General features: G+C 47.5%; 16 protein-coding genes. 3 read left to right on the top strand and 13 right to left on the bottom strand.

Going from position 1 to position 14188, the window contains the following annotated elements; all coding sequences use genetic code 11:
* Positions 1-86 precede the first annotated feature (86 nt).
* The 6 genes from dnaJ to HNQ47_RS07095 all read right to left on the bottom strand — a co-directional run bounded on the left by dnaJ (position 87) and on the right by HNQ47_RS07095 (position 5824).
* Complete coding sequence (gene dnaJ, locus HNQ47_RS07120; protein ID WP_183328709.1) at positions 87-1199, bottom strand: molecular chaperone DnaJ; 1113 nt, start codon at positions 1197-1199, stop codon at positions 87-89.
* Between the two features lie 64 nt (positions 1200-1263).
* Entirely contained in the window at positions 1264-3078 is a 1815-nt protein-coding gene (gene dnaK, locus HNQ47_RS07115) for a molecular chaperone DnaK (protein WP_183328708.1), read from the bottom strand.
* 18 nt (positions 3079-3096) lie between these two features.
* The gene (gene grpE, locus HNQ47_RS07110) at positions 3097-3735 is read right to left on the bottom strand and encodes a nucleotide exchange factor GrpE (RefSeq protein WP_246346111.1); all 639 of its coding nucleotides are present in this window, start codon (positions 3733-3735) and stop codon (positions 3097-3099) included.
* Positions 3713-4753: a heat-inducible transcriptional repressor HrcA gene (hrcA, locus tag HNQ47_RS07105; RefSeq protein ID WP_183328706.1), complete on the bottom strand. Its 1041-nt coding sequence runs from the start codon at positions 4751-4753 to the stop codon at positions 3713-3715. The genes grpE and hrcA overlap by 23 nt, the downstream gene beginning before the upstream one ends.
* A 143-nt stretch (positions 4754-4896) precedes the next feature.
* A complete protein-coding gene (locus HNQ47_RS07100; RefSeq protein ID WP_183328705.1) occupies positions 4897-5553 on the bottom strand; it encodes an SdpI family protein in 657 nt (218 codons plus the stop codon).
* A 10-nt stretch (positions 5554-5563) separates the two neighbouring features.
* Positions 5564-5824 (bottom strand): autorepressor SdpR family transcription factor, encoded by a 261-nt coding sequence (locus HNQ47_RS07095; RefSeq protein ID WP_183328704.1) that lies wholly within the window; start codon positions 5822-5824, stop codon positions 5564-5566.
* Positions 5825-5948: 124 nt separating this feature from the next.
* Here HNQ47_RS07095 and HNQ47_RS07090 point away from each other — a divergent pair, with 124 nt between their 5' ends.
* From HNQ47_RS07090 to HNQ47_RS07080, 3 genes are read left to right on the top strand one after another with little or no spacing between them, the layout of a single operon-like run.
* Positions 5949-6869: an alpha/beta fold hydrolase gene (locus tag HNQ47_RS07090; RefSeq protein WP_183328703.1), complete on the top strand. Its 921-nt coding sequence runs from the start codon at positions 5949-5951 to the stop codon at positions 6867-6869.
* The gene (locus HNQ47_RS07085; RefSeq protein WP_246346109.1) at positions 6838-7605 is read left to right on the top strand and encodes a purine nucleoside phosphorylase YfiH/LACC1 family protein; all 768 of its coding nucleotides are present in this window, start codon (positions 6838-6840) and stop codon (positions 7603-7605) included. Before HNQ47_RS07090 ends, HNQ47_RS07085 begins: the two co-directional genes overlap by 32 nt.
* Positions 7602-8486 (top strand): hypothetical protein, encoded by an 885-nt coding sequence (locus HNQ47_RS07080; RefSeq protein WP_183328701.1) that lies wholly within the window; start codon positions 7602-7604, stop codon positions 8484-8486. The genes HNQ47_RS07085 and HNQ47_RS07080 overlap by 4 nt, the downstream gene beginning before the upstream one ends.
* Before the next feature lie 26 nt (positions 8487-8512).
* Here HNQ47_RS07080 and nhaC read toward each other — a convergent pair whose 3' ends face one another.
* The 7 genes from nhaC to HNQ47_RS07045 form a co-directional block, all read right to left on the bottom strand.
* On the bottom strand, positions 8513-9922 hold the full coding sequence (gene nhaC, locus HNQ47_RS07075; protein ID WP_183328700.1) for a Na+/H+ antiporter NhaC: 1410 nt from the start codon (positions 9920-9922) through the stop codon (positions 8513-8515).
* Between the two features lie 14 nt (positions 9923-9936).
* Positions 9937-10710, bottom strand: a complete 774-nt coding sequence (locus HNQ47_RS07070) for an alpha/beta hydrolase family protein (RefSeq protein ID WP_183328699.1) — start codon at positions 10708-10710, stop codon at positions 9937-9939.
* Between the two features lie 383 nt (positions 10711-11093).
* A complete protein-coding gene (locus tag HNQ47_RS07065) occupies positions 11094-11969 on the bottom strand; it encodes an aldo/keto reductase (protein WP_183328698.1) in 876 nt (291 codons plus the stop codon).
* A gap of 63 nt (positions 11970-12032) precedes the next feature.
* Positions 12033-12941, bottom strand: a complete 909-nt coding sequence (locus HNQ47_RS07060; RefSeq protein ID WP_183328697.1) for a LysR family transcriptional regulator — start codon at positions 12939-12941, stop codon at positions 12033-12035.
* Between the two features lie 164 nt (positions 12942-13105).
* Complete coding sequence (locus tag HNQ47_RS07055) at positions 13106-13366, bottom strand: hypothetical protein (protein WP_183328696.1); 261 nt, start codon at positions 13364-13366, stop codon at positions 13106-13108.
* Positions 13367-13543: 177 nt separating this feature from the next.
* Positions 13544-13798: a hypothetical protein gene (locus tag HNQ47_RS07050; RefSeq protein ID WP_183328695.1), complete on the bottom strand. Its 255-nt coding sequence runs from the start codon at positions 13796-13798 to the stop codon at positions 13544-13546.
* Between the two features lie 27 nt (positions 13799-13825).
* Complete coding sequence (locus HNQ47_RS07045; RefSeq protein WP_183328694.1) at positions 13826-14086, bottom strand: hypothetical protein; 261 nt, start codon at positions 14084-14086, stop codon at positions 13826-13828.
* Positions 14087-14188 lie beyond the last annotated feature (102 nt).

Genomic DNA, 14188 nt, shown 5'->3' with positions numbered 1-14188 from the left:
GAATTATACACGTTTACGATTATGAGTAAACGGACAAAATGACGAAAACGCATGGAAAAACCTGTGAACTCTCACAGGTTTTTGCTTTATTTAAACGCTTTTTTAAACCGTTCAAACGGCGAGTCGTTCTGACTGCTGCGCAGTTTTTCGTACATCTCGCGATCCTTCCGGCTGACCTTGCGCGGAATTTCCACATTGACTTCCACGTACTCATCGCCCTGACCGCGTCTTGATTTAACACCTTTGCCCTTTAAACGGAACTTCGTATTCGGCTGCGTGCCTTCCGGAATTTTCAGCTCTACATCCCCATATACGGTCGGCACCTGAATGGATGTACCGATGGTCGCATCGATGGCGCTGATCGGCACCTTGATGTAGATATCATCGCCCTGACGGCTGAATACGGAATGCGGCCGTACCGTAATTTCGATGTATAAGTCGCCATTCGGTCCGCCGTTGATGCCGCGCTCGCCCTTACCGGCAATACGGATCTGCTGACCGGACTGGATTCCCTGCGGGATCTTGATATCCAGTTTTACATGTTTATGCTCGTAACCTTTGCCGTGGCAGACATGGCACGCCCGGGTGATCTTTTTGCCCGTACCGTGGCAGTCCGGACAAACCGTCTGCTGCTGGATCACGCCGAATGCCGTACGCTGCTGGCTCATCACGTAACCGCTGCCATGGCAGGTCGGACACGTCTGCACATCGCTGGGTGATTCAGCACCGGAACCGTGACAATGATCACACTGCTCATCGACATCCAGGCTGATGGTCTCTGTTTTGCCGAAGACCGCATCCATGAAATCGATGCGCATCTGCATGATCCGGTCGTTTCCCTGACGCGGTCTTCTGGACTGCGCCCGCTGAGAACCGCCGAAGCCGCCGAAACCGCCGCCGAAGAAGGAGCCGAACAAATCATTCAAATCGCCGAAATCCGTAAATCCGGCACCGCCCTGACCGAACTGGCCGTCCACACCGGCATGGCCGAACTGGTCATACTGACGCCGTTTTTCCGGATCTTTTAAAACTTCATACGCTTCATTGATCTCTTTAAATTTATCCTCTGCACCGGGGTCCTTGTTCACATCGGGATGATATTTCATCGCCAGCTTACGGTAAGCCTTCTTGATCTCATCTTCCGAAGCGTCTCGTGATACTCCCAGCACTTCATAATAATCTCGTTTTTGGTCCGCCATGAGACATCATCCTTTCTGGAAAAACAGACACAAGAAGTTCCGTGCCCGGAACTTCTTACAATGATTACTTCTTTTCAGTATATTCACCATCCACAACATCATCGTTGTTATTGGTATTTGAACTGTTCGTATTTGACTGCGTGTTGTTGTTCGCATTCTGATACATGGAAGCGCCGGCAGCCTGTGCCGCTTTCTCCAAAGCATCCAGCTTTCTGCGTACTTCATCCATGTTGTTTTCATCCAATGCCTTCTGCAGCTCATCACGAACTTTCTTAGTTTCTTCCGCCTGTTTTGGATCGATCTTATCCTTGTTGTCTTCCAGCGTAGCATCGATTTGTGCGATCAAACCCTCAGCACGGTTGCGGACATCGATTTCTTCTTTCCGCTTTTCATCGGCCTCTTTATTGTCTTCGGCTTCACGGACCATACGATCGATTTCCTCATCGCTCAAACCGCTGGAGCTCTGAATGGTGATCGCCTGCTCTTTGCCGGTGCCTTTATCCTTGGCGCTGACGTTTACGATACCGTTAGCATCGATATCAAAGGTAACTTCGATCTGCGGAACACCGCGGCGTGCCGGTGCAATACCGGTCAGCTGGAAGTTGCCCAGTTCCTTGTTGTCGTTTGCCATCGGGCGCTCACCCTGCAGGACACGGATATCAACAGCCGGCTGGTTATCAGCAGCGGTCGAGAAGATCTGCGACTTGCTGGTCGGGATCGTCGTGTTACGCGGGATCAATACCGTCATGACACCGCCCATGGTCTCGATACCTAAAGACAATGGTGTAACATCCAGTAACAATACATCTTTGACATCACCGGAAATGACACCGCCCTGGATCGCAGCACCGATCGCTACGGCTTCATCCGGGTTAACGGAATGGTTCGGCTGTTTGCCTAATTCTTTCTGTACGGCTTCCTGTACCGCCGGGATACGGGTCGAACCGCCGACCAACAGAACCTGATCGATATCCGATGCACTCAGTTTTGCATCATTCAAAGCGTTGTGGATCGGTTCCATCGTACGTTCTACCAGATGACGGGTCATCTCATCGAATTTTGCACGAGTCAATGTCATATCCAGGTGCAGCGGGCCGGACGGACCGGCAGAAATGAACGGCAGCGAGATTTGTGTCTGCATGACACCGCTCAGATCTTTCTTCGCTTTTTCGGCAGCCTCTTTCAAACGCTGCATGGCCATCGGATCCTTCGACAGATCGATACCATTTTCTTTCTTGAACTCATCGATCATCCATTCAACCAAAACGTTATCGAAATCATCGCCGCCTAAGTGCGTATCACCGTTGGTGGACAATACTTCGAATGTACCGTCGGCCAGATCCAGGATGGAAACATCAAATGTTCCGCCGCCCAGGTCATAGATCAATACTTTCTGTTCTTTATCTGTTTTATCAATACCATATGCCAGTGCAGCTGCGGTCGGCTCGTTGATGATACGCTCAACTTCCAATCCGGCGATCTTGCCGGCATCTTTGGTTGCCTGACGCTGAGAGTCATTGAAATAAGCCGGTACTGTAATAACGGCATGCTCCACTTTTTCGCCTAAATAATCTTCTGCATACGACTTAATGTACTGCAGGATCATTGCGGAAATTTCCTGCGGCGTGTACTCTTTGCCTTCTGCGGTTACTTTTTCATTAGATCCCATCTTCCGTTTGATGGAACTGATCGTGTTTTTATTCGTTACAGCCTGACGTTTTGCGGCATCACCAACGATGCGCTCGCCATTCTTAAATGCAACAACACTTGGTGTTGTACGGTTGCCTTCCGGGTTTGGAATGACCTTTGCTTCCTTACCTTCCATAACGGCAACACAGCTGTTCGTAGTACCTAAATCAATACCGATAATTTTAGCCATAATGTATTCCTCCCTTAATTATTCACTGACCTTGACTAAGGCCGGTCGTAAAATACGATCTTTCAACATATATCCTTTCTGCATTACTTCGATCACCATACCTGATTCAACGCCTTCTTGCTTTTCCTGCATCAGCGCCTGCATCGTATTGTGGTCAAAAGCTTTGCCCTCGGCTTCAATTTCCTTGACCCCTTCATTCTCCAGAACTTGCTGGAGCTGACGGTAGATCATCTCGAAGCCTTTCACATAGTTTTTAATTTCTTCATTGTCGGTCTGGACATTCAATGCCATGCCCATGGAATCGACAATGGGCAGCAGGTTCAGCGCCGCATCCTGGAATCGGTACTTCTTTGCGTTGTCCGCTTCCTTCTGCAGACGCTTTTTCATGTTTTCCGCATCTGCATAGGCTCTGGCCCGATCATCCTGCGCTTGTTTGAGCGCTTCCTGCAATTTCTGGATGACTTCAGCACTGTCATCCTTTGTTTTTTTGGCTTTCTTTTCTTTTTTCTCTTTTTTGTCTTTTTTCTTTTCTTTCTTTGCTGATTTATCTTCCTGCATCGGTTCCTTCGGTTCAGATGCCTGCTTTGCCGTTTCTTCAGCTGCCGGCTTTTCTGTTCCAGCCGTCTCCGTTGTTTTATTCGTTTCTTCGCTCATCATCCTGACCTCCTTTATCATCGAATACGTCCTCCAGGACATCGGACATATAGTCCATCAAGGCGATGACTCTTGAGTACTGCATCCGATTTGGCCCGACGACCATCAGCTGTCCCTCTTCCTGTTTATAATGAACACGCGTGGTGATCACGGATACGTCTCCGATCTGTATCAGTTCGTTGCGGCTGCCGATCTGGATCGCCACATTTCCCTCTTGGTCGGTCCACTCTTGGAAAAGTTTGCCGTCCTCAAGGACTTTCATCAACTGACGCAATTTTTCAATACTGTTGAAATCGGGTTGTGCCAACATGTTGCTGCGGCCGGAAACCGCGACCTTTTCTTCCGCAAACCGCATGAACGCGGTCACGAATGATTCAAACAGCACTTCCGAACGCACCAAATTGGCGGACATCAATGGTTTGATTTCCTCCATTCGGTCGACGACTTTATTGATCGGTGTGCCAGTCAGTTCTTTATTCATCAGCTCGCAGCACGTTTTCAGATCCTTTGACGATACATCGGTTCCGAATTGAAAAACTTTGTTTTCAATATGTCCCGTGTTCGTGACAATAATTGCCACGGCACTCTGTGAGCTAATCGGAATCAACTGAACATTCTGCAGCGTCTGTGTCGATTCATCCGGCCCCAGTACGATCGAGGTCAAATTGGTCAAATCGCTCAAGATCTCGCTGGTCTTGCGCACTGCTTCATCCAACGACATATGCCGTTCATTGAAGATCGTGCCCAAAGCAGCTTTCGTCGACTCATCCAGTTCGGATATCATCATGTGTTCGGCATAATACCGATAACCCTTTCGACTAGGAACCCGTCCGCTAGATGTATGCGTCTTTTCGATCAGTCCATATTTTTCCAACGTCGCCATTTCATTGCGAATCGTCGCACTGGATACGTTGAAATCAAGGAGCTTCATCAACGTCTTCGAGCCGATCGGTTCTGCACAACGGATAAATTCTTCAACAATAGCTTGGAAGATTGCTTTTTGTCGCTGTGTTAGTTCCATTTTCGGCTCCTTTCTAGCACTCTTATTCCATGTCTGCTAACAGTATACCATAATAATTAGCACCGTCAAGCATAAAGTGCTAGATATTTTAGTGATATCAAGGAAAAAAATCGTGCAGCCGCTGACTGCACGAGTGATTCTTTTTAAGATAGATGTTTTGTTGAATACCAGTAACTATAAATGGACGGCACCAGAACGGCGATCAGAACGGCCGCAAGCATCACAATGCTCATCCGATCTGCATGCTTCAGAAACGAAGCCAGAAGCATCAGGATGCCGGCTGCCGCAAATGCAAATCCGCCGACCCGATGTGTGGCATGCCAGTTTCCTTCATCCGCCAGTGTCCACGGCAGCCGGATCCCCACTGTATAGTTGCTGCGGACCTTCGGCAGATAATTGCCGATCAGCAGAAACAGGACCCCCATCGCCCGGGTCAATAATACATTCACCTTGACTGTATGACCTAACCCATAACTGAGCATGATGCTTTGAATGATCACACATAAGATCGGGATGATCATGACCAGGATCCGGTTCATTTTTGCGGGTTGGTTTTCGCTTTTCGGATCTTTCTTGGTCACAAACAGCATCAGCGCCTGGACCGCCAGCAGGATCAGCGGCAGACCGATCACTGCCATAAAGCGTCCGCTCCAGCCATTCGGCGTTCCGGATGCATCAAAATGCGTAGGGATCTGTTCCGGCAGCTGCGGCCATAAAATCAACCCGACACCGATGCAGACCAGGATCACCACATAACTTAAAATGACCATACATTTGTTTTCTTTGATCCAATTATTCATCTTGTTCTCCCTAGGCCGTCAGATCTTTCAGCCATAAAATCGTTTCCTCCAGCACGCTGGCATTCAGTTCATAATAAATAAAATTCTTTTCCCGTGTTTCTGTGACCAGATCCGCTTGTTTTAAGATCTTTAAATGATAAGAGATCGTTGCTCCTGTCATTTGAAAAGAACCGGCAATTTCACCCGCGGACATCCGTCCGTTCTTCAGCAGATCCAGGATCTGCCGGCGCACCGGATCCGACAATGCTTTAAACGTTTTTTGAAAGGACATGACGCCTCCTATTTAGATATCTTTCTAATTAGAGAGTATTCTAAATAGGATCGTCTGTCAACCTATCATAGCCTTTGTTTCATCTCCTGGATAATGCTATGATGGAAGCAGAAAAGAGGACCTTATGAAAAAACAAGAATTTACCTATTTATCCGCGGACGGCATCACTCAAATCCATGCCGTCGAGTGGATCCCGGAAAAGCCGCGCGCCATCGTACAGATTGCCCACGGCATGGTCGAATTCATCGACCGATATGATAATTTTGCCCGCTGGCTGGCTGAGCGCGGGATCCTGGTCGTCGGCAACGATCATTTAGGCCACGGCCGATCCGTCATCGACAACGAACACCTGGGCTATTTTGCCGAAAACGGCAATGACTGCGTGATCCAGGATCTGCGCAAGCTGCAATATTCGACCCGCGAAAAATATCCCGGCCTGCCTTATATATTCTTAGGCCACAGTATGGGATCCTTTCTGGCGCGTCAGTTCATCTCCATGTACAGCGACTCTCTGGAAGGTGCGATCATCATGGGCACCGCCGATCAGCCGCGGGCAGCTTTGGAATTTTTAAAGACAGCCAGTGCGCTGCTGGCCAAGAAATACGGCTGGATGTACCGCAGTCCGGCACTGACCAAGATCGCACTGGGCTCCAACAATAAACAATTTGAACCGGCCCGCACCCGCAATGACTGGCTGACCAAAGATGAAGCCATCGTCGATGCATACAATGCCAATCCGCTGAACAACTTTATGTTTACGGTCAACGCCTTTTACAATATGGCAGAAGGTCTGGAATATGCGGATAAACATATCTATTCCATCCGCAAAAGTCTGCCGATCCTGTTTATCTCCGGCGCCGATGATTCGGTGGGCAAAAACGGTGTCGGCGTCAAAGCGGTCTACGATAAATTCATCGACGCCGGCATCAGCGACGTACAGTTACGCCTATATGAAAACGACCGTCATGAAGTGCTGAATGAAACCAATCGTATACAAGTGTATAATGATTTATATGAATGGATGCAGAAACATTGTAACGTATAAAAACGACCGGATCCTGGCCGGTACCACGATGCGTGATCCGCTTCGCCCGGAATCCAACAACACGGCCCTGCACATCTGCAAGGACCCGCAGGCTGTTCTGGCCAACCGGCGCGCCCTGGCCGAGGAGCTTGGCATTCCGATGGCCCGCTGGGCCTTGCCGTGGCAGAAACATACTGCTAATATTGCCCGTGTGACCGCAGATGACCGCGGCCGGGGCACCGTCGATGTCAATACAAGCATCATGAATACAGATGCCCTGTACACGACAGAACCCGGTATCCTGATCGGCGTGTTTACCGCTGATTGTATCGGATTGATCCTGATCGATGAGACCACCCCGTGTATTGCGGTGATCCATTCCGGCTGGCGCGGCACCGCACAAGCCATCACCGATGCCTGTCTGAAAGAGCTGACCGCACTGCATCTGCTGCACCCGCAGCACACCGCCGCCTATTTCAGCCCAAGTCTGCAGTATGATTCGCTTGAGGTCGGATTGGAAGTGCCGGAACAGATGAAGCATCTCGATACCGAAGGCTGTATCCGATACACCGGAAAAGGCAAGGCTTATATCGACAATCAGGGGATCAATATCAAGATGCTGAAAAAATACGGCATCACGGATATCCATCCAAGCTCGCTCGATACCAAGACCGATGAAACGTGTTTCAGTTATCGCCGGGACGGCATCGGCGGCGGTGAACATTTTACCTTTGCGTACATCAAGGAGGCACTATGACTTATCCTGCTCCGCTGCAGCCGCAGACCATTGCCAGACGCATCGAAAAAGCCGGTTTCAGTGAGACCGAAAAGCAATTTTTCCCAGCTTTTCTGGCTGCCGCTGCCAACACCTACGGCATGATCGATATGGATGAGTTATGGGAAGTCTACAAAGTCCTGCGCAACCACAATGAGCCGGGATTCCCTGTGATATCTAAAGCCAAGCTTTGTGCCTATGCCGGCTTAGCACGCCGGATGGCAGACATGCCATATCGTATTTATCAGGCCAGTGAACTTTATCGGGAAGCGCCGACAGGTCCTGAAGCACAGATCATCGTGCACCATGAACTGATCGGCATCAATGGGTATTCGCTGGATATATCTGCCCTGCCGGATCAGCGTCGTCCTTATTCCATTTATGTACCGACAGAATTTCTGCAGTGCTCGGTTTTGCACCGCATTCCGGCTGAACTGGAATTCCACACCTTTCTGGACCGGCTGCGCACGAGCCCGGAAATCCTGCAGGCAAACGGCATCGATCCGGAACAAATCAAACAAATCGGCGGCCGGCGCCTGAACAACTTTTTATATCTAAACGCCGATGAACAAAAAGAACTGCAGCTCTATACCGATTTTTATTCCCCGCAGGAAGCCGATGCCTATCAACAGTCCATCGGCCGTTCAGAATCGGAAAAGCTGACACGCCGCACCGTACATATGCTTCGTACCGGATTGGAGACGCGGGAAGAAATTGCCGATCATATCCTGAATGAATTGGATGAAATCGGAGCGCATTTATCGGATTACCGTTTTATGATATTTGGTGATTTATTCGAAGATCTGGCAGATTATTTGCCTTCATGGGCCTATTGGGGCTGGCCGCCAAAAGACGCACAATAAAAAAGCAGCCATACGGCTGCTTATTTTTATGCCTTTTTCGTACGCAGCGGCTTTTCGTCTGCGTCCCACATACCGATGCCGGTGATCGCGCAGACCATCGAGAAGATCGGTACGATGAAGATGAACCACGCATATGGAATATACGCATTGGAGCAGCCCAACACGCCCATGACATAGATGGTCGCAACTCCCCAAGGAACGATTGGCGCGGACAACGTACCGGCATCTTCCAAGGTTCGTGACAGGACCCGCCGCGAAATATTCATATCTTTATAAGTGGTCTCAAATGTCTGTTCCGTAACAATGATGGCAACCGTCTGTCCGCCGGCCGTCAGGAAATTGACGATGTAGCAGTAGATCAATGTGACCAACACAAGGATGGACTTGTTTTTGATGAACTTCAGCAGGACATTCTTTGCCAGTACATCCAGAATGCCGCTGGTCGTGATGATCGCACCCATGACACTGGCGATCATAAAGGTCACAAGCAGTTCGCTCATCGACAGCACACCGCCGCGGTTGAGCATCGGATCGACGATCGCCACTCCGGTCTTGATCGAGAATCCGTTGAACGCATAATCCATCAGCTGCACGAAGCCGACTCCCTGGAAGACCAATCCGAAAATGGTACTGATGACAACAGCCAGTCCCATGCCCAGTAAAGAAGGCAGACGGAATACGGAAATCAAAATGACCAGGATGCACGGCAGGATCAAAATCAAACTGATGTGGAAATTATCCGCCAATGTATTCATGATCAGCTGCTGCTGCGCTGTATCCATGTTGCCGCCGTAATGCAGTCCGGCAATCGTAAACAGGATCAGCGCTACGATACCGGCCGGCAGCGTCGTATACATCATCGAATGAATGTGGTCATATAAGCCGACTTTTGAAACGCCGCTGGCCAGGTTCGTAGTATCCGACAATGGTGACATTTTATCCCCTAACCAGGCTCCGGATACGATAGCGCCGACCACCAGCGGAATTGGGATCGAGGTCGTCGAAGCGATGCCGACCATCGCCAGACCCATCGTTGCCACCGATCCAAACGACGTACCGGTAAATTCTGAAGTCAGTCCGCACAGGACGAAAGCCAGCGGTACCAGGATCTTCGGTGAGATGATCTGCATGCCGTAATACATCAAGGACGGCACTGTACCGCTGGCCATCCAGATGCCCACCAACATACCGACCATGATGACGATCAAAAACGTCGGCATACAGTCAGCTGCGACCGAAATAATATTCTTTTCGGTTTCTTTCCAAGGAATTCCCAATAAAGCAGTGACGATCACGGCCATGATCACACCGGCAAAAACGGACAGTGTCGTATTCACGCCTAAGTTGATCATGATGATCAGCACGGCTACGATTGCGATAAAGGAAACAACCGCAAAAACCGTTGACGGCTGTTTTCTTGATTTTGTGTTCTCCATAATCTTTTCTCTCCCTAACACAATTCAGATTTTAAAAATTCCAGCGCACTGCGCTCGCGCGCTTCCCGGAACGGCATCGATAAAAAGCGATGGCCCGCTCCTTTGACAATAAGCAAATTTGCCCGCGTTCCATAGATTTCCTTCAGCTTTTTTGAATTTTCGCATGAAGCCGTGGCATCCTGATCGCCATGCACCAAATTCACATGTTTATCAAACTTGGCTGCATCGCCATATGGATCCAGCTGCAGCGCATCATGATAGAAATCAACACTGAAACGCAGACCTTCCACATCGGCATAGCCCTTCGTTTCAATATCCGATACATCCAATCCGCATAAGGTCTGATGTTCCTGCAGATTAGTGATCAGATCAGTGGCTGCGCACCACGTGGACAAAGCGCGGATTTCTTGATGATGGCGTCCCGCAGTCATTGCCGCAACACAGCCGCCCAGGCTGGTGCCGTGAAAGGCAATACGGTCCGGATCGACAAGATCCAGGCTGCGCACATACGCCAGAATGGCTTCCGCATCCGCAATTTCACCGGAAACAGTGATGTCGGAAAAGCATCCGTCACTTTCACCGCTGCCGTATAAATCAAAGCGCACACTGGCAATGCCGGCATCGCACAAGCGGCGGGAAAGCTCGGTATGCACAAAATTGATTTCATTGCGGTCGTCCTGAAATCCGTGCAGAAGGATGACCATTGGGACCTTCCCGGTATGAGACGGAACGTGCATCATGCCGCGCAGGGTCCTTCCGTCATGGGTACATTCTACATATTGTTCCATGTTTCCTCCTTCATGTGTCTGTTAATAATCGACAGTTGTCTTCCATACAGGCACAGATTTAGTATAGACTCTTTAATTATTTCATTCAAGCATGAAAAAAATTCCTCCAATACGAAATATCATCATTACTGGTTTTTTTAAAGAGGAATTCTATTCCCTTACACGAAGCATTTATCCTTATGACGAGTTCATTCGATCGCTGTCCATAAAAAAAATCAGCGTTTTCCATTTTGATAATGGGATTTCGCTGATTCATGATGAGATAATAGAGAGAAAATATAAGCAACCGTTCAAAGGCTCCCTGAAATTCATCGATGATTTTTTATGTAAATACAATGGATATCTACTTCAAAAACAATGTTGAATTGCGCCGGATTTTATGGTTACTTTTTCATATTTCGTCCCATTTCAAAGATAAGCCGAACTTGATCGGGATCATTTCTGCGTGAACTGGTAGCGATGCCATTGGTGTCCAGCGTATTGATCATTTGGATTTCTTCCTTCGTCAGACTAAAATCCCAAATATCAATATTCTGGCGGATCCGCTCTTCATGAACCGATTTCGGAATGATCATGACGCCGCGTTCAATATTCCAGCGAAGAACGATTTGTGAAGGTGTTTTATGATATTTCTTTGCGATACTTTTTAAGATATCTGATTCATCCGCGTGATATCTCGTTCCTCCCAAAGGACCCCAGGCTTCTACAGCGACACCATAGTGATGCGCTGTACCAAGATCCTGATTACGGACGTACCAAGGATGTGTTTCAATTTGATTGACAGCAGGAATTGTATCAACTGTTTCGCAAAAGTTAACCAACAAGTTCGGGAAAAAGTTGGAAACTCCGATGCTTCTCAGTTTTCCTTCCTTCTTCGCATCTTCCATCGCACGCCATGCAGAAAAATAATCACCATAAGGTTGATGGATCAAATAAAGATCAAAATAGTCAAGTCCGCTTTTTTGAAGAGAAGTATTCACTGCAGCTCTGGCCGTGTCATAAGACATCATATCCGACGGGAAGATTTTTGATGTGATGAAAAGCTCCTCTCTTTTGACCAGACCATTCTGGATCGCTTTTCGGACTGCATTGCCCAAAGCATCTTCATTGCCATAAATTGCCGCCGTGTCGAGAAGACGATAACCAGCACGGATTGCCTGATAGACCGCATTTTCACATTCTGTTCGATCCGTTACACGATAAACGCCGAATCCTTCCATAGGCATTTTATGACCATCATTTAATGTTTTATATTCCATGTTCTCCTCCTTTATTTAAATTCATTTTAGAATCGAAGAAAAGAGAAAGGAAGTTCCGATAATTTACCTTGCATGAACCTTAAGGTTATAGATCTTCTTGATCGAATTTATACATTTTTGGACAGTGTCTGATGGATGAGCAGAGTACAACAGACCAAATGGAATGGAATGATCCCACTCGACTGGAATGATCTTTAGAAGCGGATGGACGTTTTCCCAATTTTTAACCGCCATCAGCAGGCTCTCACCTTTTTCACATTGATTAAAGATCTCGGTATTATAGAAAGAAAACTCTTTAAGATCGATCTTAGGATACTGTTTCCTCAGTTCTTCACGGAGCAGATCCACCTCATGAAATGCACCGGGGCGAATCAGCATCATACTCTGCCCGTAAAGGTCCTGCATTGTCAATCGATTGTTCGCCGACAATGGATGATTCAGTGATACAGCCAGGCAAATGGGTTCTCGCCGCAGGATCAATCCTTGACATTTTCGTTGTTTCAGAAGATCCTCATCAAAAATGCCAGCCACCATATCAATATGATCACCAAGATGTTCCAGAATTTCTTTTGCGTTTTCTGGCGTATTCTCAAAAGGAACCAACTGAAATTGCAGACTTGGGCATTCTTTATGAAGTGAAGGCCACAAATCAAGCAGAACTTGCGCGGGCGTCATCGGTGAAGTTCCGATACGAATCACAGTTTCCTCCCTATGCATGGTCTGTCTCGCCCGTCGAACTGAATCATCCATATATTGTAAAATATACTTTGTATCTTTATAAAAGGACTCCCCAGCTTTGGTCAGAGCTACGCCTTTATTGGAACGGGAAAACAGCTTTACCTGCAGCCGTTCTTCCAGAATGTTGATTTGTTTGATCACAGCCGTGGATGTAATATATAATTTTTCACCCGCTTTTGAAAAGCTGCCCGCTTCGGCAACCGCAATAAAAGTTTCTAATTGTTGATTATACATGACGCACCCTCTTTCTGCCGCAATAGGCGATCGATTCGGTCTTTCTTCATACAGTATAGCATTTTCATTTATAGGAAAACGAAATTCATATCCGATAAAAACTTCGCATAAAGAACCCCCATGAGTATTTTCATGGGCTGCATTCTATATGTTAACGATCGTGATCAATGTGTCAGACGGGCATCCAATGCCACTTTGCGATACAGTTCGGCATGCAGCGTATAGAAATCGATCTGATCGACTTCCTGCTGGCGCGGAGCATACATCCGGTCCAGATAGTAGACATTTGAATCTTTGCCGTCAAACATGTAAACCAAGCCGGCAATACCGTTGTCCAGCACATACGGGCGTGCATAAATTTGTTTGTGCTGTGCGCTGAGTTTTTCAACAAATTCTTTTGGTTCTAAATGTACTACATTCGTCATATGATGTACCTCCTGTTTACGGTCACAGTATGCCATGAGAAATTCAACATATCAATAAAAATTTTTGATTTTAGATTATTCAAATGATTATTTTCTTTGTTTAATAAATATTTAATGAATTATTTTTCGTTTCATTATTTTTTCAAAAAAATCTCCCCTTTCGGGGAGACGAGGAAGCTAATTTTTCAAGCGCACATCCAGCGCCACTTTGCGATACAGCTCGGCATGGAGATCTTCCGGATCCATCCTTTTCAGATCCTCTTTCCGCGGCGTAAACATATGATCCAGATAATAGACCCGGCTGCCTTCGCCTTCAAACATATAGACCATTCCCGCAATACCATTATCTAGGACATACGGGCGGGCCGTGATATCGTAACGATGATGCGACGCCGTGATGAATTCCCGCGCATCCAAATGAATCACTTGCATGATCGGCCCTCCTTCTTTTCTGCATGATCAATGCGTCAGGCAGGCATCAAGAGCGACTTTCCGATATAAATCTGCATGCCGCCGCTGCGGATCCATTCGATCTATTTCCTCCTGACGATATGCATTATAAATACGATCCAAATAGTACACATCCCCATCAGAACCATCGAACAGATAAACCATACCGGCAATATGGTTTTCTAAAACAAACGGTCTCGCATACACGATCGCGCGATAAACAAATAATTTTTCGGTAAATTCCTGCGGTTCCAGATGGATGATCGTCATAGTTGTTCTCCTTGTACTTTCAGTATGCCAGAAAGAAACACAAAAAACTGCCAATTCGCGAAAAAATCCCTATTCAAAAGAAAAATATTCTGTTTTAATAAA

The sequence above is a fragment of the Catenisphaera adipataccumulans genome, from assembly GCF_014202755.1.
Classification (GTDB): domain Bacteria; phylum Bacillota_I; class Bacilli_A; order Erysipelotrichales; family Erysipelotrichaceae; genus Catenisphaera; species Catenisphaera adipataccumulans.
This window is presented reverse-complemented; position numbering and strand designations above follow the sequence as displayed.

What these genes read in the sequence shown, in the direction of transcription:
- dnaJ (WP_183328709.1), bottom strand. Translation starts at nt 1,199, where the DNA reads ATGGCGGACCAAAAACGAGATTATTATGAAGTGCTGGGAGTATCACGA.
- dnaK (WP_183328708.1), bottom strand. Translation starts at nt 3,078, where the DNA reads ATGGCTAAAATTATCGGTATTGATTTAGGTACTACGAACAGCTGTGTT.
- grpE (WP_246346111.1), bottom strand. Translation starts at nt 3,735, where the DNA reads ATGATGAGCGAAGAAACGAATAAAACAACGGAGACGGCTGGAACAGAA.
- hrcA (WP_183328706.1), bottom strand. Translation starts at nt 4,753, where the DNA reads ATGGAACTAACACAGCGACAAAAAGCAATCTTCCAAGCTATTGTTGAA.
- HNQ47_RS07100 (WP_183328705.1), bottom strand. Translation starts at nt 5,553, where the DNA reads ATGAATAATTGGATCAAAGAAAACAAATGTATGGTCATTTTAAGTTAT.
- HNQ47_RS07095 (WP_183328704.1), bottom strand. Translation starts at nt 5,824, where the DNA reads ATGTCCTTTCAAAAAACGTTTAAAGCATTGTCGGATCCGGTGCGCCGG.
- HNQ47_RS07090 (WP_183328703.1), top strand. Translation starts at nt 5,949, where the DNA reads ATGAAAAAACAAGAATTTACCTATTTATCCGCGGACGGCATCACTCAA.
- HNQ47_RS07085 (WP_246346109.1), top strand. Translation starts at nt 6,838, where the DNA reads ATGAATGGATGCAGAAACATTGTAACGTATAAAAACGACCGGATCCTG.
- HNQ47_RS07080 (WP_183328701.1), top strand. Translation starts at nt 7,602, where the DNA reads ATGACTTATCCTGCTCCGCTGCAGCCGCAGACCATTGCCAGACGCATC.
- nhaC (WP_183328700.1), bottom strand. Translation starts at nt 9,922, where the DNA reads ATGGAGAACACAAAATCAAGAAAACAGCCGTCAACGGTTTTTGCGGTT.
- HNQ47_RS07070 (WP_183328699.1), bottom strand. Translation starts at nt 10,710, where the DNA reads ATGGAACAATATGTAGAATGTACCCATGACGGAAGGACCCTGCGCGGC.
- HNQ47_RS07065 (WP_183328698.1), bottom strand. Translation starts at nt 11,969, where the DNA reads ATGGAATATAAAACATTAAATGATGGTCATAAAATGCCTATGGAAGGA.
- HNQ47_RS07060 (WP_183328697.1), bottom strand. Translation starts at nt 12,941, where the DNA reads ATGTATAATCAACAATTAGAAACTTTTATTGCGGTTGCCGAAGCGGGC.
- HNQ47_RS07055 (WP_183328696.1), bottom strand. Translation starts at nt 13,366, where the DNA reads ATGACGAATGTAGTACATTTAGAACCAAAAGAATTTGTTGAAAAACTC.
- HNQ47_RS07050 (WP_183328695.1), bottom strand. Translation starts at nt 13,798, where the DNA reads ATGCAAGTGATTCATTTGGATGCGCGGGAATTCATCACGGCGTCGCAT.
- HNQ47_RS07045 (WP_183328694.1), bottom strand. Translation starts at nt 14,086, where the DNA reads ATGACGATCATCCATCTGGAACCGCAGGAATTTACCGAAAAATTATTT.